Below are 20,936 nucleotides of genomic sequence, written 5' to 3'. Positions count from 1 at the left end.
GAAAAAATTCCAGCGCTAATTCGGCCCGAGGAAAATCGTTGGGCTATGCACAAACATAGTGGATTTATGGCGGGAGGACTTCGTAAGAAGCAGGTGGCGCCCTGCCACCGGGTAAAGGTTTGCGAGACACGCCGTGACCCCATCCATGGGGGCTCTTCCGCGAGGTCCCTCTCGCGGAAGGTCTCGCAAACCTTTACCCGGCGTCAGTGCCTTCGATTCTGACTAGGTGCCACTCTATAGACTATGAAGCTACTGATTAGAAAGCTGCAGCCGCTTCAGCCCAAAGCGCTTCGACAGCATGCGGTCCCGCAGCCAGCGGGGTAGCCAGCGGGCGACCCAGGGCAGCAGCCGGCTTTTGTTGCCGATTCTGAGTAGGCTGGCGGGACGCTTACGCAACAGCTCGGCGGCAAGGGACTTGGCCAGATCCCGGGCGAGGGTGGCGTTCTGTTGGGATTCGACAGCGCGGGCGCGCACCTGGTCTTCACTGCGTTTGTACCAGGAGTCCGGGGCCAGCAGGCCGCGCAGGGAGGTTTCCGCGTGGCGCCCGAACTCGGAGGCGATCGCCCCCGGTTGCACGGTGACCACACGGATGCCGAAGGGCTTCAGCTCCAGCCGCAGTACGTCGGACAGAGTATGCAGTGCAGACTTGGACGCGCAATAGGCCCCGGAAAACGGGGTGGGCAGGACGCCGGAAACGGAGCCAATATTGCAGATCACGCCATGGCGGCGGGATTTGAGCAGCGGTGCACAGGCCCGGGCCAGGGCCATGGGGGCAAACACGTTGGTGCGGAACTGGGCCTCCAGCACACGGGTATCCAGCTCCAGCAACGGCCCCATCTGACCGTAGCCTGCATTGTTCACCAGAATATCGAGGCGGCCGTAGGCGGTCTTGATGGCGTGCACCACGCGGTTGATATCCGCCTGGTTGTTGACGTCGAGGGATTCGGTAGCGATGCCGAGGTCGGCCAGTTCCTGCAGGCTTTCCGCGCGCCGCGCGGTGGCGATGACGATGGTGCCACGGGCGTGCAGGGCAAGGGCGAGTTCGCGGCCGATGCCACTGGAGCAGCCGGTAATCAGCGCCACCCGGTCCGGTACCACATAGCCGCGACCAATCTGGGCCAGGCTTTCAGCGGCAAAGCCCTGGTCGGAGGGGCGGAATCGGTTGGCGGGGGGCTTGCTCACGTTTACGGCTCCATTACTGCACTCGGTCTCAGTCAGACGGGTCCTGGGTGGATGTAGACGTCAGTTTAAAGTGTGGATTCTGGATGAGTCCAAACACATTGCCGAATGGATCGAGGAAACTGGCCATCAATATGCCCTCCCCCACATCGACAATCTCGCCGTGCTGGCGCGCCCCCAGACCATTCATACGTTCGACCTGGGCGGCAATATCCGCAACTCCCCAGTAGGCGACCACGCCATCGGCACGGCTGATCACGTTGCGCGCGTTGGGGTCCAACCCCAGTTCGAAGCCGCCCACATTGAAGCCGACGTAGCACTCGGCTTCAAAGTAGGGCTCCACTTCCAGCAGGGTGGTATACCACGCTTTGGCTTCTTCCAGATTACTGACGCCGTAGATGACGCTCTGTACCCCTGAAAACTGACTCATCTCAGACCTCCTGTTGGAGATTTGTTTCCGACGTTTGGCGCAGTTCAGTGCAATTGTCGCCGGGTTATTTTTGTTTGGTTTTTGAGCAGGAGCTCCTGAACCCGGAGGGCCTGTCAGTCGAGTTCCTGCTCCAGCTGTTCCAGCAGATCGAGAGGCTCGATCTCCTCCCCTTCCATTTCATCGTTCCAGTTGATGCCGACGAGGAGGACGTCTTCGTGCATGCCCTCGAGCCAGTCGTCCATAAATTCTTCGAGGTCGACGGGGACCACCTGGTAGCCGGCCCAGTCGTCGGCGATATGCGCTTCGGCAAACTCCCGCTGGGACCAGAAGGGCATCACGTCAGTATCGGCACGACGCTCCGATTCACACAGGGCGAAGCCCTCTTCCCCTTCTAATGCCCACACACAGCCCTGCTCTACTGCCTCGGGCAGAAAGCGGGCGCAGTTTTCCTCAAAGTCGTCTCCGAGAGGTTCGAATTCCATACCGGCTTGCCTTAAAAATGATTTGGGGAGTTTACGCCAGATTGGGCGGGATAAGTAGAAACTTGCGCTGGGATGTATTGGTTCAGGCTTTGTGGTACCCAGTTATTCCTGCCGTGGCGGCAAAGCACCGGGTGCGGGTTTTCAGGACCGCTGTGAACCCATCCCTGGGCGCTGCGGCGCAAACATCCTGTTTGCGACGCTCCTGAAAACCCGCACCCGGCACTTTTCCTTCAGTTCGAACCGTATTACTTCGCAACAAACTACGAAGTAAAAAAGCCCGGGATAAGCCGGAGTGCTGGGGAATAGTTTTTGGAAGCGTCGCAAACAGGGACGTTTGCGACGCAGCGTACATGGACGTATTCACAGCGGTTCCAAAAACTATTCCCCAGTGCTCCGGCGCCACTAAACCGGAACCGAAGCACCGATACCACGAAACCTCGGGCCCACCACTACAGCTGTAAAGTGTGGCCGTTCTCCTTAAGCCACCGCCGCAACCGTTTGTAGTCCGGACAAAGACTCGCGACCAACGCCCAGAATTCCCGGCTGTGATTGTGGTGTTGAAGATGGCAGACCTCGTGAATCACCAGGTAATCCACAACAGGCTCGGGGGCCAGGCATACCAGCCAGTTATATTGCAGTTCTCCACGGATGGTGCAGTGCCCCCACTTGCTGCGGGTGCGGCGGACTTTTACCGAAGAAAATCTAAGCCCCAGCAGACCGGCGAAATATTGGGATTTGTCCGTGAGGAGTTGCAGGGCTTCGCGCTGGTAGAGTTTCTGTAGCGCAGCCTGAATCTGAGCCTCATCCGGTTCGCGCACACGGCTGTAAAGCTGGATATAACCGTCGCGAATGCCCGCATCCGCCGCGCAGGCGGCGCGGTCCAGCTCGAGGGTTTTTCCGAGCCACGGGAAGCGTGCACCAAACGCAAAATGATGCTCCGGCACCTGTGCCTTGCGCTGCGCCACACCGCGCAACTGCTCCCGCACCCAGTGGATATTTTCGCGTAGAAACTGGTGCCCGTGACGCTCCGCGCAGCGCTGGGGAATCCGCACTTCCGCGCCCTTATCCGTGACCACCAGCCCCAGCCGCTTGCGACGTGGTGAGCGGGCCAGGCGGTAGGACACATCCTCAAAAGTAAACAGATCCCCGGTCACGGCAAATAAACAATCACATCAACATTCAAGTGGAAGGCACCGGCACCACCGCCATGGTGATGCGGGAAATACAATTGAGTTTGCCGCGGGGATCGTGGATACGAATTTCCCACACCTGGCTGCTGCGGCCAATGTGAACCGCGCTCGCTTTTGCCGTCACAGTGCCATCCGGTACCGGGCGCAGGTGGTTGGCATTGATCTCCTGACCCACACAGTAATGCTTGCTGGTATCCACCACCATATTGGCAGCCATGGAGCCCAGGGTCTCCGCCAGCGCCACACTGGCACCGCCGTGGAGAATCCCGAACGGCTGGCGGGTGCGATCTTCGACGGGCATAGTGCCGACAATATAATCGTCCCCGATCTCGGTAATCTTCATCCCCAGGTACGTGGGCATGCAGTTGCCCATGCTCTGGTTTACTTCGTCGACCGTAGGATTGCTGTGCCAGATGGCCATGGAATCACCTTTTACTATTCATCGTGACAAAAGTTGCCGACGAATATCAATAAAACAACAGCGGGTTAAAAGCACCAAAACCACCAAAGCGCATCATCTCAGCTTCCAGGTAGCGCATTTCCCGCAGCAGGCCGCGCCGCTGGCTGCGCAATGCACGCAGCTCTTCCTTGCTTTCCGCATCGTCCATGGCGCGCTCTATCCGATACACCTCGCGCTCCGCATCTTCATAGCGATTGGCCAGGGCCGCGTACTGCTGCTCGGCCTGGTAAACCGCAAGGCCGCGCTCGTAATTGGCGAGGAACAGGTCGGCGGTGGGGCCGGTGCAGACGCCTTCATAGTCGCGTCCGCGGCGCCCGACCACAAAACCATTTTCCGGGGTGCAATACTGTTCAACCCCCTCTTCATGACCGCGCATCCAGGCGGCGGTATCGGTACGCACACCGTATTCGTGACACTTCTGCGCGATCTGGTAGACCGTGGCCTGGCTGCGGCCGCGTGCGCCATCTTCGATACCCCGCTCGTACCAGAGGCCGGCCTGGCATTCGTTTTCGGAAATCACCGCGCAGCCGCTGGTTAGGGCCAGGGCTGTGGGGATTGAGAGAAGTGCGAGTAATTTCCAGAGTTTCATAACCGACCTGTGACCGAAAGCATTAGAGCCGATGCGAAAGCGCTGACGCCGGGTGCAAACTCGTGAGACCTTCTAAAACAGGGACGTTTTAGAAGCCCCCCCCATGGATGGGTTATCGGGGGGGCGCCTAGCTCGTGTCTCACGAGTTTGCACCCGGTGGCAGCGCTGCCACCATAAGTATTCAGAGCTTCATTTAGCACTCCCGAGGGTGAATGCATACTGAATCAACCGAAACGCTTGTCGGCGACAAACGGGTTGGTCTGGCGCTCCTGGCCGAAGGTGGACATGGGGCCGTGGCCGGGAATGAATTTTACTGCGTCGCCGAGGGGCCAGAGTTTTTTGGTGATGGAGTCGATAAGGTCCTGATGATTGCTCATGGGGAAGTCGGTGCGGCCGATGGAGCCGGCAAACAGGACGTCGCCCACCAGGGCCAGGTTGCTGTCCCGGTGAAAGAAGATGACGTGGCCGGGGGTGTGGCCGGGGCAGTGCACCACTTCGAGCACTTCGTCGGCGACGGTGACGGTGTCGCCATCGTTGAGCCAGCGGTCGGGGGTGAAGGTTTCCACCGGGGGGAAGCCGAACATCTGGGCCTGGGTGGCGATCTGTTCGATCCAGAACTGGTCTGCCTGCTGGGGGCCTTCGACGGGGATCTGGAGGTCCCGGGACAGGGGTTTGGTGCCGCCGACGTGGTCGAGGTGGCCGTGGGTGAGGAGGACCTTCTCCAGTTTCAGGCCGCGTTCTTTCACGGCGGCGAGGATGTTGTCGACATCGCCACCCGGGTCTACGACGGCCGCGCGCTTGCTCTGGTCGCACCACAGTAGGGTGCAGTTTTGCTGGAAGGGCGTGACGGGAACCGAGTGAAATTGCAGAGCCATGGGAGTACCTAGTTTGTCTTCGGTGCCGAGTATAACGCTGGTGGACTTATCCGGCTAAGGTGGTCCGGGGTACTTCGTAGCTCGTTAAGTGGCGGTGCCGCTAGCGGGTAAGGGTCTGTGAGACACGCGGTGAACCCATCCCTGGGGCTCTGCACCGCCATCCATGGCGGTGACAAAACGCAGTTTTGGACGCCGAAGGCGCCCGCAGGGTGAGCGAAGAGAATCAACGTCTCACAGACCCTTACCCGCTATCGCCACCTTCTATTCGGGTTTCAGAGTGCTAAATTGCCGCCGCCGTCGCCCGTTGCATGGGACTCGGCCTGCGCGCAGAGGATTTCTTCAAAACCTCTCTCACATCCTCAATCAGACTCTTCTGCACCAGCTCACTCTGCCAGTAGCCATCGTGGGAGACCAGCTGCGGGCCCCAGCTGGCGGCGGTCCAATCGGCCAGGGGGCGGGTCTCGTAGTCCCGGTACACGGCCTGGTTATAGGAGGGGCTCAGGGGCTTGAGGGGCCAGCCGAAGAGGTCGTCGGGGTGGTAGAAGTTCTTCCAGCGGAAGTTGTAACCGCGGGTGTCTGAGGTGACGGCCTGAATCTGGTCGCGGGCCATGGCAGCGGTCCAGAGGGGGTTGCTGGCGCCGAGGGTGTACCAGTGGGTGAGGGTTTTGCCGCGCAGGAAGAGGTCTTTGGCGGAGGCTTTGTGGACGCCTTTGGGGCCGCCATCGCGCCAGATGCCGTGGCTGATGGTGGGGCGCTGGGCGTCCCACAGGTAGTTGGAGAGGATGCTGCAACCGATGGAGTGACTGAGCAGGATGACCGGGGCGTTGTCACTGGTGGCTTTGGCGGCGCGTTCGAAGGTCTGGTAGATGGCCTGCTGGGTTTTGTCGTAGTTACCGCCGCGCTGATGGATGTCACTGAGCTGGGTGGCGGCTTCGGAGAGGCCGTAGAGCATGAATTTGCGCGCCCGCAGGTAGTCCATGTCGCGCTTTTGCATGGCGTCGAATACGCGCTCGAGGTTGGGCTGCAGGTGCCCCTGACAGAGAATGGACTCGGTATGGATGCGGGACCAGTCGTCCCCCAGGGCGGATTTGAGTGCCTGGAACAGGGGCTCCGCAAAGTCTTCGTTCACGGCACCCATGCCCGGCGCCGCGAGGATTACCAGATCGGCCATTGTTCGCTCCCCGACGTGTTGAACTCGCTGTTCTACTGAGTGTTGTTTTTAGACTTATCTTGGATGCGAATACCTCGCCGGGGTTTGCCCGCGCATCGGCTTTCTGTGGATTCTGTGGCGCTCGTCCTGTAACGAACCGTGACACAGGTACCACAATGATTCAGAAACCACAGGGAAAGTAACACTGGTTGCTGGCAATGGGAAGAAATGCGCCACGAAAGAGGGATTTCGCGCCAATCTTCGACTGGAGACGGGAAAAGGCACAATTAATTTCAGTTTTTTGCGCGCCGCGAGGAACTCCAGCGCCAGAGTCCCGTCAAAGAGTACAGTTCCCCTAGATCACGGATTGAACGCGTTGTGATCGAACTCTCTCATCGTATCTCTGCTTGAAGCCGGCCTTGCGCCGGCTTTTTTCTTGGTGTGCCCGCCCGTTAGGCTCCCTCCGGCGAGGCTGCGCGGCAATAGTGGTCGATAAACTGCTGATGGCCCGGCAGTCGGGCCACTGCGGCGTTTATATTCCCCTGCAGGTGCTGCAGCGCCTGGCGCAGCTGGGCTTCACTCATCAGACGGCCCATGGGGTGGTAGCTCTGCGGTTGCAGGTGCTGCCCGAGCATCACCTGTACCCAGCTGTCCGAGCGGAACAGCTCATCTGCGGTGCGGTGCACCTGCGCGCTCTCGCGGAACAGGTCCATGCGCTCTGCCAGGGAGTCCGGCACCGGCATATGCTTGCAGTAGCGCCAGAACTCACTGTCTTCCCGCTGTGTCGCCTTGTAATGCAACACCACGAAGTCACGCACCTTTTCCAGCTCGTCCCGGGACAACGTATTGAATCGGGAGCGCAGACCAGGGGTGATGCCATCGAAGGGGAACAGCTGCATCAACCGGGTGATGCCGATCATGATCAGATGGATACTGGTGCTCTCGAGGGGCTCCACAAAACCACTGGAGAGGCCGAGGGCGATACAGTTTTTATCCCAGGCCTTGTGCCGACGCCCGGCGCGATAGCGAATCAGGCGCGGATCAAACAGGGGCGCGCCATCGATCTCCGCCAGGAACTGGGCGCGCGCCGCATCGTCTGACTGATAGTCACTGCAGAACACCATGCCGTTGCCCATGCGCGACTGCAGGGGAATCTGCCAGCGCCAGCCGGCGCTGCGCGCGATGGCCCGGGTGTTGGGCCGCGCCTCGCCCACCAGTTCCGACTGCACCGCAAAAGCGCTGTCGGTGGGCAGCCAGTGATTCCAGTCTTCAAACCCACACCCCAGCGTTTCCCCCATCAACAGAGCACGGAAGCCGGTGCAGTCAATAAACAGATCTCCACGCACCACCGCGCCATTTTCCAGCACCAGGGAATCGATCCACCCGTTTTCACGGTTGGTGACCACCTGCCGGATCTTACCCTCGGTGCGCACCACGCCCCGCGCCCCATCGCGCGCCTCACACCGGCGACGCAGGTACCGGGCATAGCGGGTGGCGTCGAGGTGGTAAGCATAATTCAGCGAGGGCTTTTCCGATGTGGCGAACTTACGGGCGTTCAGGGCCTGGGTTTCCAGGCAGTAATCGCCAATGTCGCCGCCAAACCCCAGGCTTTGTGCATGCAACCAGAACTGGTGAAACTCTCCCATCCAGTTGCCCTTGCCCAGCTGGCCGAAACCATGCACATAGCGGTCACCGTCTCGCCCCCAGTTTTCGAACTCGATCCCCAGTTTGAAGGTGGCCTGGGTTTCGCGCATAAACTCCGCTTCGTCGATCCCCAGTAATGCGTGAAAGGAGCAGATGGTCGGGATGGTGGACTCCCCCACCCCCACGGTGCCAATCGCGTCGGACTCCACCAGCTCAATGTCGATCAACCCACCCAGCTGTCTGGAAAGCGCGGCAGCGGTGAGCCAGCCGGCGGTGCCACCTCCGGCGATGACGACTTTTTTAATGCGGTTGTTTTGCATAGGTTTTCCCCATTTCGCTGTTCAGCGATTGAGTTTCTGCAGCAGTTTTGCACGCAGACGCCGCGCGGTCATATTGTCCAATGCCGCCAGCGGCCCTTGCGCCGCTTGCGGCAGATGGGCGCGCGGGACTTCGGCATCACCAAACAGGTAGTAATCGAACAGTGCTCTCCACGCCTGCTTTTCTGCTTCGGGTCTGTCCCGCAGGCTGAGCATGCCATGCAGCAGGGTGTTCATGGGCGTATCCATAAACGCAGGAGTCTGGTTCCACCAGTAGTTCACCATCACGTTGAAGTTGGCCCTTGCCTCCACCTGATGCCACCACAAAGCGGGATAAAACAGCACATCTCCCGGTGACAGATCCGCGACCAGCGCGCTTTCCATTGCTGCACGAAAATTCGGATGACGGGCAAAGTCGGGGCTCTGGAAATCCACCATACTCACCACCTGCCCCCCTGGGGTCGGTTCCAGTGGCCCGGGGTAAAGATTGGCAACCTGCTCTGGCGGAAACAGAATAAACCGCCGTTCTCCCACCAGAGAACATGCGATATTCAACGAGGTATCGAAATGCGCACGCGCTACGGTGCGATTGCCGACCCAGATGCTCGCAAGCGGAGAAAAGTGTGTAAGCGCTTCACACTGCGGAAGTAAGTCGTTGGTTTTCCGAAAACCCGGCAGACAGGCATCGATGGTTGTGGAACCGATATACAGAGAGGGCGCTTCCTTCTGGGAAAGCGTCTTTTCGACCTGCTGCAGAAAATCGTTCAACACAATCCGCTGTGCGGAAAAGTTGAGACCTGTCAGCGAGTCGTTGTAGCCGAATTGCCCTTCGATTTCCGGTGGGCCGATGTAGGCGACCAGTGGTGAACCATTGTAAAACTGCAGCAGATAATCCATGGCTGCCTGGGGCGACTCCAGCCCCGCTGCGACCAGCGGCCAGTGCCGGGCGAAACCGCGGATCACAACCGGCGCATCCCCCTCAATCAGTGCATCCAGCGGCAGTACATCGAGGGACGCCCCCTCAATATCGTTTACGCGTTTTTCAAACATCGCTATTTAGCTCCCCGGCCCAAACCCGAATCAGATTGCGTTAGTACCGGCGCGCTATGCTGCGCGCGCCACTACCCGCTTTTTCTTCTCTATCAGGCGGGAGATATTATTGAGCGAAGCGACCACAAGAAATGCGTACTTCAGAAAACCGGCGCGGTGTAATGACGCCAGTTCGGAAGGGTTCAATGCGGCGAGGCGCTCCTCATTGATTGTGCTGAAGTGCTCGATGGTGTATTGCTCGCTCTCACTGAGTTTGAGCTCGAGCTTCACCGGCGCGATCAAATCACAGGCGGCAAACGCCTCAAACATGTGCCGGTTTTCCGAGGCACCTCGATGAATCAGCTGCAGAATCCCACTGATCCGTTCCAGGTAAGGCGTGTTCCCGCCATGGGGCAAAAACACCGGCTCTCCCTGCTGCCGGCTAATCCGTGGGCTGCTCATATCCACGTGAATCATCGGTTCGCCGCCGCTTTGCAGACCGATCAGAAAGGGCCCCCGCGCGCGTACCGCCGGTACATAATCCGCCTGCCAACCCGTGTTATCCAGGTACAGATTTTCGTCGCGGTCCAGCCCCAACAGCGCCACCGACTGGTACTCGCCACTGTCGTTATCGCGAAAAAACAGGATTGGGTATTCACGCTGAAGGTGCTGGTACTCCGAAGGAAAAACCAGAACCTGATTGACGCCATCTCCGAATTCCGCTGCGTAATCGGTGCGCACCCTGAGATCGTGATGCTTGACGTTATCCAGTAGTACAGATTGGGTCATCTCTCTCACCTTATTGTTTTTATTTTGTCTTTTTTACAACGCAGAAAGGGACCACTGCAAATGCAGCGGTCCCCCGGTTAAACACTCGTCATTTCTGCTGATACCAATGTCGAACAGGTCCGACATGGATACCATCAGAATTTGTACTGCGCACCGATCAGATAGCGCGCATCAAGTTCCTGAGCAAACCAGACATTACTCTTGTCGCGACCGAAGTGCGTCAGACTTTCCTCCGTCAGGTTCAGGCCCTCAAACAGTACAGTCAGGTTATCGGTGACCTCGTAGCTGATATTCATATCCAGCTGACCGAATTCGTCCACGTAGACCGGATTGTTGGAGGCACCGCGGTTAACCTGCGACAAAAATTCATCGCGCCAGTTGTAGGCCAGTCGCGCCGACACACCGAAGTTCTCGTAGATAAACGCCAGGTTGGCACTGTCACTGAGACCGAGTAGCGCGAACTGCGTCGCGGTCGGGTCGGCGCCATTATTGAAGCCAACGTCCCCACGTACAGTGGTCAGGTTGGCCTGCAGGCCAAATCCGCTTTCCCCGAAAAAGTGTTGCGCCGCCAGCTCAAAGCCATGGATCTTCGCTTCGCGGTTGTTGACCTTGGAGGTCACATCAAATTCGAAGAACGGATCGTCAGCATTCGCGACCACATCGTAGTCGGTCAGAATTTGATCCACATAACCCTGCGGTAGGTTGCCATCCACCAGCTCCGCTTCAAACATGGACTTCGCATCGGCAATACTGAAATTATCGATCAGCGCAGTCATGGTGAAGAGGTGCGCCTCGCTGGCGTCTACTCCCAGGTCTTCCAGGGCGTCCAGGGCATCGCCGGAGCGAGTACCCGGCGCGCCGGAGCTTGGGTCACGCAGGTTAAACAGCGACTCACGGAACTTACCGTCACCGATAAAGTTAGCCACACGTTTCTCATAGAACCCTGCAGAAACATAACTGCTGTCTCCGTAGTACCATTCAACCGACAGATCAAAATTATCCGACTCCAAAGGCTGCAGCTCCGGGTTGCCGCGGGAACCGACTGGTACCACCCCTAAAGCAGTGGGCCCGGAGGGCTTTTCCGCTGACACAGATGAGAACAATGCCGCATAGTCGGGGCGAGCGATGGTCTTGCTGTAAGACACACGTCCTTTGAGGTCTTCGCGCAGATCGATGGAGAAATCGAGACTTGGCAACAGATTGTTGTACTTGCCGTCCAGGCTTACAGGAAGTACTTCATCCGAAAGTTTGCGTTCGAAGTCATTGTCCGCCTTCCAATGCATCCCAGAGGGCACATACACTAGCGAGGTGGATGTGGTATCGGTCTGCTCAAAGCGGGTACCGACGACCAACTGTGTTGGGAAACTGCCCAGCTCGCCATCCAGAGTAAGCTGGAAGTATGCGGACTGAATATCTTCCTCAACCGTATTGAACAACTGAGTGTCAATATTGTCAGCCGTCCACGGCTCGACCATTGCAGAGTAAAGTTCGCCGGCATTTCCGCGGTACACGGTGAGGCCATCACTGCCGGTATTAGAGTCTTCAAACATACAGGTCATGCAGAAGGCTTCCACCAGATCGGCGGGGACGTCCGGAGTGCGGTTACCCCAGCCACCCAATGTTTGAGTTGTGCGCATATTTTGCTGAGTCATATCCGACGCAATACTGCTCAGGCCAAAATCGATGCGGCCGTTCTCCAGCTCCCAGCTGCCGTCAATTGCGAACTGATCAATCTGGTGCTCCTGGCTGGCGGTGGTGGTTCGCACAACGGAAGATGCCAGTTCATTGGCATCCAGCTGGCCGTTACCGTTGTAGTGATCGTCATTGAAAACAATGTCGGAAACCGGGAAGCCGCTACTTACATCCAGGGTGTGGCCATCTACTACAAAGGCGCCAATGCCAAAGCGAATAGAGCTTGTGCCCATGGGCCCATTAGGGTTCGACTTGGACTGTGAGGTGTGAGCGTCAAAACTGAAACTCAGTGTATCCGTGGCATCCCAATCGGCGTTGAAGCCAAAGGACTCGAGAGTGTTTTCGGTAGAACGCAATTGCTGCTCGAGTCCCAGGTCTTTTACATCGCCCGGCACGTCCTGATATTGATAAATGGGGGTCGCCACGGTGGAGTTGCCGTCAAAGGTCATCTCACTGCGAATGGCATTAAACCAGTTGCCCTGGTCCACGCGCTGCTCGGTCTGCTCGTTGTTTGCATACATGGCGTCCGCGGTCAGGGTCAGGTCTTCCCGCGGTCGGAACTGCATAGTGAGCTGGGCGTTGGTGCGCTGACGTTCGTTGGTGGAGACGTGGTAGCGGCTGTCCTTCGGAATAGCCACCAGCTGATCGTCGTCCGGGGCATTATTGATAATCGTGTCGTTGCCGACAAATTCACTGGAGCCATCGTTGATGGTAGCACCGGTGCGGATGTCCCAATCGTTTACTGTGGAACTGCGGGTGCCACCATTGCGCTCCTGATAAGAGCCAAACAGTGCCACACCGAAAGTTTCTTCTTCATTAGTCCAACTGAACAGTCCGGAAGTTTCCGGGGTAATGTCCTCACCCTCAAAGTTCACCCCGGTGTCGTGCATCCCCTTCACCCCCAGAGATGCCTGAATACCGGGATTTTCCAATGGGCGAACAGTATTGATGTTCACAGTGGCACCAATCCCACCGGTAGGGGAAGACGCGCGGCCGGTTTTGTACACTTCCAGCCCTGCAACACCTTCGGACGCCAGGTTCGAAAAGTCGAAAGAACGCCCGGTACCGGCATTACTGTTTTCTTCTACTGATTGATCACCACCCACCATGGACACATTGGAGGTGGGCATCTGGCGACCATTCAGGGTCACCAGGTTAAAACTGGGGCCAAAGCCGCGCACGGTAATTTCTGAACCTTCACCATTAACGCGATTAATCGATACACCGGTAATCCGCTGCAGGGACTCAGCCAGGTTGGTATCCGGGAACTTGCCGATGTCTTCGGCGGAAATGGCATCAACAACGCCGGCGGAATCGCGTTTGATATCCATGGCACGCTCCATGGAGGCGCGAATACCGGTAACGGTGACCTCTTCCAGGGTGGTGTTTTCCTGGGCAAACAGCTGAGGCGCACAGGCCATGGAGGCAATCGCCGCCACTACTGCACCGGACAATTTCTTGCGTTCGAACATTTGGGTTTCCCTCTTCGCAATGTGCCGCCATGGGCTCTCTCGATCCGTTTGAAGAAAGAGGCTGGCGACGATCTTTGGTTATTGTTTGATTTTCGACAGTCGTCCGCGCTGCGGGGTAAGGGCAGGATAGGGGCACCCCGAGCGTCTTCTCCCCACGCAGTTGTGCGGGAAATGCAGCCCTATCTATTCAAGAGGACGATTCACGAGAATTAATAGTCCCCCCCTCCCCGCGCTTAAAATTGACATCCGGCCGCTGCCAGGCGCACGCAACTGCAACTGGAGCAGCCAGCGCCCACAAAAAAAGCCAGCGGTTACCCGCTGGCTTTCCTGTTTACACCGTGCGCTGATTGGGATCAGTTACAGATGGCACCAGTAATCTCGGGCACCTCGGCAACGCCTTCGGATTTTTCACCCTGCACGCCGAAAGTGACGGTCTGGCCGGCACCGATGGTTTCGTTCCAGCTCAGGTTACTGGCGGTAAACGGCCCCATGCCATTGACGATGGCATTCCAGGTATTGGTAAGCACCGTATCATCCGCGTACTCCCACTCCACTTCCCAGCCGGTTACCGGTTGGTCGCCGATATTGGTCAGGCGTACTTCTGCGGTAAAGCCACTACCCCAGTCATTCGAAACCACGTATTCGCACTGAACGCCACTGCCCGCGTTGCCTCCAGAGCTCGAGCTGGAACTGGAGCTACCGCCGGAGCTGGAACTTGAGCTGCCGCCAGAGCTGGAGCTGCTACCACCAGAGGAAGAAGAGGAGGAGCTTCCACCTGAGGACGTGCCACCGGAAGATGAGCTGCTGGAAGAAGAGCTGCTGGAAGATGACGAGCCCCCACTACTGGAAGAAGAAGAACCACCGCCGGAGCCACTGCCGTCAAACGCGACATCGACACAACCGTGGAAACGCTCGTAGGTGAAGTAGTTCCGCCCCCACTCACCGTAAATGATATGGCGCCCTTCCCGCTCGGGTACCTCACAGGTGGTGTGGAACAGGTTGCTGGCTTTTTCGGCCACCACTGCCGGGTTGCCATCGGGATCTGTATCGTCGTAATTCAGTACACAGAAAGGCTCGTCTTCGAATGCATCCCAGGTGAGCGTGCTGCCGACCTGATAGACAAAATCTTCACGGGTAATCCAGTACTTGAACTCTTCGGTGTCGTCCCAGTGTGGACCCCAGCTGATATTCCAGGAGAAGGTCTGGGGGCCGGCACTCATTGAACTGGTCGGCCAATCCAGCTGGTGATCCCACGGTGAGGGCCCACCGTTCCAGGTTTCGCTGTCATAGCCACACACATTGGTGGAGTCGCCACCGGAACGACCAATGGTATGGGTCAGTACGCTCATGAACTGGTACATACCGTTGGAGTCCAACTGTGCGGCCTCCACACAGGCCGGTGTGGTGGCCTGATCCGGTTTTTCATTCAGGCCACAGTGGGCGTTTCGCGACGGGGGCTCAACCATCAGCCCGTGGCTGAATGCCGCGCTGGCAAATAGTGAGGCACTCAATGCACCTGCCCACTTTAGCCACCTCTGTGGTTTCGAACTGCGAATTTTCATTTTCCGTATCCTCTTGAGTCAGCGTTGTGTTGATTTGCTACCAGAGAAGGGACGGGCAGGGACAACCAAGCGCCCCCGGCACCCTGCGACAAAATGCCACAGTGTGGATAAGATCAAGCTTCAAGGGCAAAAAAGGCGCAAGTCCAAATAATGCGCAGTTTGTCATGGCAACCGTAAAAACACGCCCTCCAAGAGTTCAGAGCCCCCTAACCCCGGGGCCAGTAGAGTGGCGAATCGTGTTTGGGGTTCTCCTCCCCCCCTTGAGAGGAGGAGGCTAAACAGCTACGGGACTGGCACACTAAAACTGTACAATTGCGTCTCCGGGGTTCTTATGTGCTTCTGGTCGATAGGAATCCCGGCTCAAGCCCTGCTGATCGGTTATTGCCATGCTCCTAGCCTCCAAGTACAGCCTCCCCGACTGCCCGGAACACACCCTGCAGAGACCCCGGTTACAGTCCCTTCTGGAACAGAGCCAGAGTGACCAGCTGTTACTGGTCACCGCCCCCGCCGGATACGGTAAAACCACCCTGGTCACTTCCTGGGCCGCGGAGCAGGACAACCCGGTGGCCTGGTATTCACTGGATGGCGGGGACAATGAACCCGGCCAGTTCTGCCGATATCTGGTGGAAAGCGTGCACCGCGCCACCGGCAATGGGGTGCCGGAGACCAGCAAGATTCTCGCCGCGCAACACAATCTGGATCCCTCGCTGGTGATCAGCCAGATGCTGTCGGAGCTGCGCCAGCTCCCCAGTGAGCTGCGTATCGTCCTCGACGACTACCACCAGATAGACAACACCGCGGTACACGATGCCACCCGCTTTCTGCTGCGCCACGCTCCCGCCGGTATCGGCGTGGTGATCACCAGCCGCAGCCAGCCACCGCTGGGGCTTGGCGCCCTGCGCCTGCAGGGGCGACTGCTGGAGCTGGGGCCGGAAGACCTGGCACTGACCACCGACGAGACCACCCAGCTCCTTGCCCGCCGCCTGCCATTTGCGCTCGGCAGCGACCGTGTCGCCCAGCTGCACCAGCTGTCGGAAGGCTGGCCACCGGCGATTCAGATGTTTGCCCTATCGGTGCGCAACCAGGAAGAAGTGGATCGCTACCTGGGCGAACTGGAACAGGGCCACGGGCATATTCTCGATTACCTCGCCGAGGAAGTGCTGGAGCGACTGGAGCCGGAGCTGCGCCAGCTACTGGCGCGCACCTCCATTCTCACCCGGGTCAACGGCCTGCTGGCGGAGCGTCTGAGTGGCCAGAGCGGTGGTCAGCAACAACTGGAAACCGCTGCCAGTCGCGGGCTATTCCTGCAGGCACAGGATTCCAGTCGCCAGTGGTTCCGCTTCCACCCGGTGTTCGCGCGCTTTCTGCAGCGCCAGCTGTCCGACGGCGACGAACTCACCCAGCTCCACCAGACCGCCAGCGACACCTGGCAGGAGCTCAACCAGCCTCTGGAAGCCCTGCGCCATGCCCTCAAGGCAGAGGATCGCGAGCGGGTGCACCGGCTGATCGACGAGCAGGGCGAACAGTTCCTGCGCGAAGGACAGTTCCGGGTGCTGAATGACAGCCTCAACTGGCTGGGAGAGGATCAGGTCAAGCGGCACGCGGGTTTCGCCCTATTGGCGGCGCGGCTCGCCCGCGACAGCTTTGACTACGAGCGCTGCAACAAACTGCTGGCAGCGGCGGAGAGCTGGCTGCAGCGGGAAGACCCGAAGCAGTGGCAGGCATTCGAAGGTGCCTTCGCCGCGATGCGCGCGCAGGTTTCCGTGTCCCGCGGGCAGATTCTCAAAGCCAAGGAATACGCCCAGGAAGCCCTCGAGCTTCTCCCCGCAGATCAGCTGAACGAGCGCATATCCGCGCAGCTGGTGATCGGCGAAACCAGCTTCTGCCTGGGTGAGCTGGATCAGGCCATGCACCATATGGAAGCGGTGGAGAAAGCCACCCTCGCGCGGCAGGATATTCCCAATGCGGCCTGGGCCCTGTGCCAGCAGACCGAAATCGCCTTTGCCAACGGCCTGCTGAAAAAAGCCGCCGCCCTGCAGGCGCGCGCCCAGCGCCTGGTCGAAGAACACCACCTGGTGGGCCTGCCGATTTCCGAGTTTATCTACCGCCTCAAGGGCCAGTTGCAGTGGGAGGCCGGCGACCTGGACGGTGCCGCAGATTCCGCCCGCCGCGGTATGCAGATCAACCGCAAAGTGGGTGAGCGCTGGTTGCTGCCGGAATACACACTGCTGTTGAAGGTCGCCCTGGCCCGCGGCGACAAGGACGAGTGCCTGGAGTGGATGGAGCGGGTGGAACACCTGCTGAGCGGCGAACAGTACCACCGGGACTGGGTAGCCAATGCGGACGCCGCGCGCATGCGCGTGTGGCAGGCACTGGAGAATACCGAGGCCATCGCCACCTGGCAGGAACAGGCGGAGCCGGTGGCGGATCGCCCCAGCAACCACTTTGAGCAGTGTTACGGGCGCAACCATGTGCGCGCGCTGATTTCCCTGCACCGCTGGTCCGATGCCAACCGGCTGCTGGGACGCCTGCAACAGGTGGCAGAGGAGTGCGGCCTGATCACCGACCAGTTGCGCAACTGCGTACTCGCCGCCCGTCTCGCCTGGCTGCGCGACCGCCGGGAAACCGCATTGGGCCATCTCAATGCCGCCCTCACCATCATGACCGAAAGTGACCTGACCGCCAGCTTCCTGCAGGTCGGCAAGCCCATGATCGTACTACTCAAGGCCGCCCTGGAAGAGACCGGGCAGCACGCCCTTAACGAGGCCCAGGTGGAAAAGGCGCAGCAGCTGATCAAACTCGCGCAACAGCAGCCGGAACTGGGCGGCGGCATCCGAATCGAACTGGACGAAACCATCGTGCGCGAGATCCTCGCCAGCGACGCCGTGCCGGACTTCCTGCGTCACTCTCCGCTGACCCCGCGGGAGTGGCAGGTACTGAACGCCATTCACTCCGGCCTCTCCAACGAGCGTATCGCGCGGCACTTCAAGGTGGCCCCCAGCACCATCAAGACCCATATCCGCAGCCTGTATCAGAAACTCGATGTGAAAGACCGTCAGCAGGCCATCGCCCTGGCCGAGCAACTGTTGCGCTCGGTGCAGGATAAGCCCTGACAGGCCAGCCCCTGTACACCCTCCCCCCCCGTTCGGGGAGGAGGTAAGTGGGCACCAGCGCCGCCATACTGACCCTAAGCTAATAGCTATCCATAAAAAGCTTTCAAAAACGGACTCTCGGTATGAGCGGTATTCACAACGGAAATCCAAATGGGGAATGGTGGCGCAACAGCGTTATCTACCAGATCTACCCCCGCAGCTTCTGCGACGCAAACGGCGACGGCATCGGCGACCTTCAGGGTATCTGCCAGAAGCTGGACTATGTGAAATCACTCGGCGTAGACGCCATCTGGATCTCTCCCTTTTTCAAGTCGCCAATGGCGGACTTCGGCTACGACGTAGCCGATTATCGCGATGTGGACCCGATTTTCGGCAATCTTGACGATTTCGACCGGGTCATCGAGCGTTCCCATGAACTGGGCCTCAAGGTCATCATCGACCAGATCCTGAGCCACACCTCCGACCAGCACCCCTGGTTCGAGGAAAGTCGCGCGAGCCGCGACAACGCCAAGGCAGACTGGTACGTGTGGGCGGATGCCAAGGAAGATGGCAGCGCGCCGAACAACTGGATGTCCAACTTCGGCGGCAGCGCCTGGCGCTGGTGCACCCGCCGCCGCCAGTATTACCTGACCAACTTCCTGAAAGAGCAGCCGGACCTGAACCTGCACACCCCGGAAGTTCAGGAGCAACTGCTGGCGGACCTGAAGTTCTGGCTCGACCGTGGAGTCGATGGTTTCCGTCTGGATGCCATCAACCACGCGTTCCACAACCGCTCGCTGGAAAACAATCCGCCGCGCCCGGTCAAACTGGACAAGAACGGCCTGCCGCCGGTGAACAGTTACGAGTACCAGTGGCACATTCACGACAAATCCCAGCCAGAGAACCTGGTGTTTCTGCAGCGGGTGCGGGAACTGATGGACCAGTACCCGGGAACCACCACCGTGGGCGAAGTGGGCGACGACAACACCCACAAGATCATGGCCGAGTACACCACGGAAAACCGCCTGCACATGGCCTACTCTTTCGACCTGCTGTCGGAAGACTGCAGCGCGCAGTTCCTGCGCGACACCCTGGAGAAAAACCGCCAGGTGATCGAGGAAGGCTGGCCCTGCTGGTCCATCTCCAACCACGATGTGCCGCGCTCTTTCACCCGCTGGAACAAAGGCTTCGACCCGGAAGCCGCCCGCGCCCGCGCGCCGCTGTTTTTCCTGATGCAATTGATGCTGCGCGGCAGCGTGTGCATGTACCAGGGGGAAGAGCTGGGCCTGCCGGAAGCAGAAGTGGCTTTCGAGGATCTCCAGGACCCCTACGGCATCAACCTGTGGCCGGAGTTCAAGGGCCGCGACGGTTGTCGCACCCCAATGCCCTGGTTCAATGGCGGCGAGATCAATGCGGGCTTTTCCAAAGTGAAGCCATGGCTGCCGGTTGCGGAAGAACACTACCACCTGGCCGCTTCGGTTCAGGAAGACGACCAGTACGCCATGCTGAACCGCTTCCGCGATCTGTTGAAGTGGCATGCGGAGCTGCCACCGACACTGGCCACCGCCAGCCAGAAGATTCTGGACAGCGGCGATGACCTGCTGGTCTTTGAGCGCCGTGCCGGAGAAAGCGAAGGCTACTTCGTGGTACTGAACCTGGGCCACGAGGCCGCCGAGTTTACCCTGCCGACGGAGTTTGCCGGCAGCGAGGACATTACGCCCAAGTGGTTCGCCGGCTCTGTCGACGGCGATACCGTGCAGCTACCGGTCGCTGGCGCGCGGGTCTTTTTCCGCAAATAACCCGCAGCCGCGAACGCCACTAAACAGGAAAAAACATCACAAAATTCGGACTGTATTGAGAAACTGGCGCGCCCTTGCGCACCTGTATCGAACCGCCGGCAACGCCGGCACTCAAAAAGGTACCTCTCAATAAGATCGTCAATTAGTTGCTCTCTCGTCAAAGCACGCTTTCCAGACTTTCTGGATTGGTTTGAAGCCGGCTCACCAGCCGGCTTTTTTTGCGTGCCATAAGCGGAGCAGAATGTATCTATCAGCTCCCGCCGTCATTCCATTTAAATGTAATAAGCGCCAACCCCCGACCCTACCATGCCTCTCACTTGCCCACAGGACTGCACTCCAGCAGTTCAACTCGGCAGGCTCATCCCGCGGCCAATCCGGGACACACCGGCTCGCCGCTTTGGGGAAATTCACAGGTCAAGTTAGTGCACGCTGGTGCAGGGCTTCGTTCGCGCCGAAAAAAGGGGGCGAGTGAAAACCCGCAACGCTACCGGTAGCCACCAAGACGCCGACCTGCAAATTGCTCGCACGAGCAGATGAGGTACGCATGCAAGGCTCTTCCACTTCACTGAACATCTCCGTTAAAAACTCGGCCAAAAACCTGTTCAAAAAAATCGCCCTCGGTACCAGCCTGGTGCTGGCCGCTTCGGCAATTTTTGCTCCGGTTGCGCAGGCCGGTGACTACCCCTACCCGTACCAGCAGCACAGATCCATGACCGATGGCAGCGCCTGGTGGCGCCGGGATGTGATCGGTGGAGCGCCTCATATCATTATCGATATCAGCGAGCAGCGCGCCTACTTCTATAAGGGCAGCCAGCTTGCCGGCATCTCTCCGGTGGCAACCGGTATCGCCGGTTACCGCACACCCACCGGCAGCTTCCGCGTTTCGGAAAAAGATATCGATCACCGCTCGAACCTGTTTGGCCACTATGTCGACCGCGCGGGCTATGTACGAAAAGCGAGTGTGGATGTGCGCCGCGACAAGCGGCCTGCGGGCACGGTGTTCCGCGGCGCGTCCATGGACTTCTTTATGCGGATCAATGGTGCGGTCGGTATGCACGCGGGCAAGGTCACCGGCCGTCCGGAATCCCACGGCTGTATCCGCCTGCCCTGGCACATGGCGAAGATCTTCTACGAGAATGCCCCGATGGGCACCAAGGTCACGGTTCGTCAATAATCCGCCGCTGA

Annotated in this window: 16 protein-coding genes; 3 read left to right on the top strand and 13 right to left on the bottom strand. The window is 59.0% G+C overall.

Annotated features, from left to right (window positions below; all coding sequences use genetic code 11):
- Nucleotides 1-249: 249 nt before the first annotated feature.
- The 13 genes from LRR79_RS05675 to LRR79_RS05615 all read right to left on the bottom strand — a co-directional run bounded on the left by LRR79_RS05675 (nt 250) and on the right by LRR79_RS05615 (nt 14,860).
- Nucleotides 250-1,182: an SDR family oxidoreductase gene (locus LRR79_RS05675; protein WP_231759433.1), complete on the bottom strand. Its 933-nt coding sequence runs from the start codon at nt 1,180-1,182 to the stop codon at nt 250-252.
- Between the two features lie 28 nt (nt 1,183-1,210).
- The gene (locus LRR79_RS05670; RefSeq protein WP_231759432.1) at nt 1,211-1,609 is read right to left on the bottom strand and encodes a VOC family protein; all 399 of its coding nucleotides are present in this window, start codon (nt 1,607-1,609) and stop codon (nt 1,211-1,213) included.
- 113 nt (nt 1,610-1,722) lie between these two features.
- Nucleotides 1,723-2,091: a DUF2750 domain-containing protein gene (locus LRR79_RS05665; protein ID WP_231759431.1), complete on the bottom strand. Its 369-nt coding sequence runs from the start codon at nt 2,089-2,091 to the stop codon at nt 1,723-1,725.
- A 449-nt stretch (nt 2,092-2,540) separates the two neighbouring features.
- The gene (locus LRR79_RS05660; RefSeq protein ID WP_231759430.1) at nt 2,541-3,245 is read right to left on the bottom strand and encodes a M48 family metallopeptidase; all 705 of its coding nucleotides are present in this window, start codon (nt 3,243-3,245) and stop codon (nt 2,541-2,543) included.
- A 25-nt stretch (nt 3,246-3,270) separates the two neighbouring features.
- Nucleotides 3,271-3,702 (bottom strand): hotdog fold thioesterase, encoded by a 432-nt coding sequence (locus LRR79_RS05655; RefSeq protein ID WP_231759429.1) that lies wholly within the window; start codon nt 3,700-3,702, stop codon nt 3,271-3,273.
- A 46-nt stretch (nt 3,703-3,748) separates the two neighbouring features.
- Nucleotides 3,749-4,330 carry a DUF2799 domain-containing protein gene (locus tag LRR79_RS05650; RefSeq protein ID WP_231759428.1) on the bottom strand — a complete coding sequence of 194 codons (582 nt, stop codon included), beginning with the start codon at nt 4,328-4,330 and terminating at the stop codon, nt 3,749-3,751.
- A 224-nt stretch (nt 4,331-4,554) separates the two neighbouring features.
- Nucleotides 4,555-5,205, bottom strand: a complete 651-nt coding sequence (locus LRR79_RS05645) for an MBL fold metallo-hydrolase (protein ID WP_269455103.1) — start codon at nt 5,203-5,205, stop codon at nt 4,555-4,557.
- 280 nt (nt 5,206-5,485) lie between these two features.
- Entirely contained in the window at nt 5,486-6,376 is an 891-nt protein-coding gene (locus tag LRR79_RS05640) for a hypothetical protein (RefSeq protein WP_231759427.1), read from the bottom strand.
- A 431-nt stretch (nt 6,377-6,807) separates the two neighbouring features.
- The gene (locus tag LRR79_RS05635) at nt 6,808-8,319 is read right to left on the bottom strand and encodes a tryptophan halogenase family protein (RefSeq protein ID WP_231759426.1); all 1,512 of its coding nucleotides are present in this window, start codon (nt 8,317-8,319) and stop codon (nt 6,808-6,810) included.
- 21 nt (nt 8,320-8,340) lie between these two features.
- Entirely contained in the window at nt 8,341-9,366 is a 1,026-nt protein-coding gene (locus LRR79_RS05630) for a cupin-like domain-containing protein (RefSeq protein ID WP_231759425.1), read from the bottom strand.
- 54 nt (nt 9,367-9,420) lie between these two features.
- Nucleotides 9,421-10,134 carry a SapC family protein gene (locus LRR79_RS05625; RefSeq protein ID WP_231759424.1) on the bottom strand — a complete coding sequence of 238 codons (714 nt, stop codon included), beginning with the start codon at nt 10,132-10,134 and terminating at the stop codon, nt 9,421-9,423.
- 134 nt (nt 10,135-10,268) lie between these two features.
- The gene (locus LRR79_RS05620) at nt 10,269-13,298 is read right to left on the bottom strand and encodes a TonB-dependent receptor (RefSeq protein ID WP_231759423.1); all 3,030 of its coding nucleotides are present in this window, start codon (nt 13,296-13,298) and stop codon (nt 10,269-10,271) included.
- Nucleotides 13,299-13,651: 353 nt separating this feature from the next.
- Nucleotides 13,652-14,860, bottom strand: coding sequence for a lytic polysaccharide monooxygenase (locus tag LRR79_RS05615; RefSeq protein WP_231759422.1), 1,209 nt, complete (start codon nt 14,858-14,860; stop codon nt 13,652-13,654).
- A 386-nt stretch (nt 14,861-15,246) separates the two neighbouring features.
- Here LRR79_RS05615 and malT point away from each other — a divergent pair, with 386 nt between their 5' ends.
- The 3 genes from malT (at nt 15,247) to LRR79_RS05600 (ending at nt 20,925) form a co-directional block, all read left to right on the top strand.
- Nucleotides 15,247-17,973, top strand: coding sequence for an HTH-type transcriptional regulator MalT (malT, locus tag LRR79_RS05610; RefSeq protein ID WP_231759421.1), 2,727 nt, complete (start codon nt 15,247-15,249; stop codon nt 17,971-17,973).
- 122 nt (nt 17,974-18,095) lie between these two features.
- Nucleotides 18,096-19,751: an alpha-amylase family glycosyl hydrolase gene (locus tag LRR79_RS05605; protein WP_231759420.1), complete on the top strand. Its 1,656-nt coding sequence runs from the start codon at nt 18,096-18,098 to the stop codon at nt 19,749-19,751.
- A 544-nt stretch (nt 19,752-20,295) separates the two neighbouring features.
- Nucleotides 20,296-20,925: a L,D-transpeptidase family protein gene (locus tag LRR79_RS05600; protein WP_231759419.1), complete on the top strand. Its 630-nt coding sequence runs from the start codon at nt 20,296-20,298 to the stop codon at nt 20,923-20,925.
- The last annotated feature ends 11 nt before the right edge of the window (nt 20,926-20,936 follow it).

Source organism: Microbulbifer elongatus, from assembly GCF_021165935.1.
GTDB classification, from domain to species: domain Bacteria; phylum Pseudomonadota; class Gammaproteobacteria; order Pseudomonadales; family Cellvibrionaceae; genus Microbulbifer; species Microbulbifer elongatus.
Note: the sequence above shows the minus strand (reverse complement) of the source record. Positions and strands in the feature narration are given on the sequence as shown.

What these genes read in the sequence shown, in the direction of transcription:
- LRR79_RS05670 (WP_231759432.1), bottom strand. Translation starts at nt 1,609, where the DNA reads ATGAGTCAGTTTTCAGGGGTACAGAGCGTCATCTACGGCGTCAGTAAT.
- LRR79_RS05650 (WP_231759428.1), bottom strand. Translation starts at nt 4,330, where the DNA reads ATGAAACTCTGGAAATTACTCGCACTTCTCTCAATCCCCACAGCCCTG.
- LRR79_RS05640 (WP_231759427.1), bottom strand. Translation starts at nt 6,376, where the DNA reads ATGGCCGATCTGGTAATCCTCGCGGCGCCGGGCATGGGTGCCGTGAAC.
- LRR79_RS05625 (WP_231759424.1), bottom strand. Translation starts at nt 10,134, where the DNA reads ATGACCCAATCTGTACTACTGGATAACGTCAAGCATCACGATCTCAGG.
- LRR79_RS05600 (WP_231759419.1), top strand. Translation starts at nt 20,296, where the DNA reads ATGCAAGGCTCTTCCACTTCACTGAACATCTCCGTTAAAAACTCGGCC.
- LRR79_RS05635 (WP_231759426.1), bottom strand. Translation starts at nt 8,319, where the DNA reads ATGCAAAACAACCGCATTAAAAAAGTCGTCATCGCCGGAGGTGGCACC.
- malT (WP_231759421.1), top strand. Translation starts at nt 15,247, where the DNA reads ATGCTCCTAGCCTCCAAGTACAGCCTCCCCGACTGCCCGGAACACACC.
- LRR79_RS05645 (WP_269455103.1), bottom strand. Translation starts at nt 5,205, where the DNA reads ATGGCTCTGCAATTTCACTCGGTTCCCGTCACGCCCTTCCAGCAAAAC.
- LRR79_RS05605 (WP_231759420.1), top strand. Translation starts at nt 18,096, where the DNA reads ATGAGCGGTATTCACAACGGAAATCCAAATGGGGAATGGTGGCGCAAC.
- LRR79_RS05665 (WP_231759431.1), bottom strand. Translation starts at nt 2,091, where the DNA reads ATGGAATTCGAACCTCTCGGAGACGACTTTGAGGAAAACTGCGCCCGC.
- LRR79_RS05615 (WP_231759422.1), bottom strand. Translation starts at nt 14,860, where the DNA reads ATGAAAATTCGCAGTTCGAAACCACAGAGGTGGCTAAAGTGGGCAGGT.
- LRR79_RS05620 (WP_231759423.1), bottom strand. Translation starts at nt 13,298, where the DNA reads ATGTTCGAACGCAAGAAATTGTCCGGTGCAGTAGTGGCGGCGATTGCC.
- LRR79_RS05655 (WP_231759429.1), bottom strand. Translation starts at nt 3,702, where the DNA reads ATGGCCATCTGGCACAGCAATCCTACGGTCGACGAAGTAAACCAGAGC.
- LRR79_RS05630 (WP_231759425.1), bottom strand. Translation starts at nt 9,366, where the DNA reads ATGTTTGAAAAACGCGTAAACGATATTGAGGGGGCGTCCCTCGATGTA.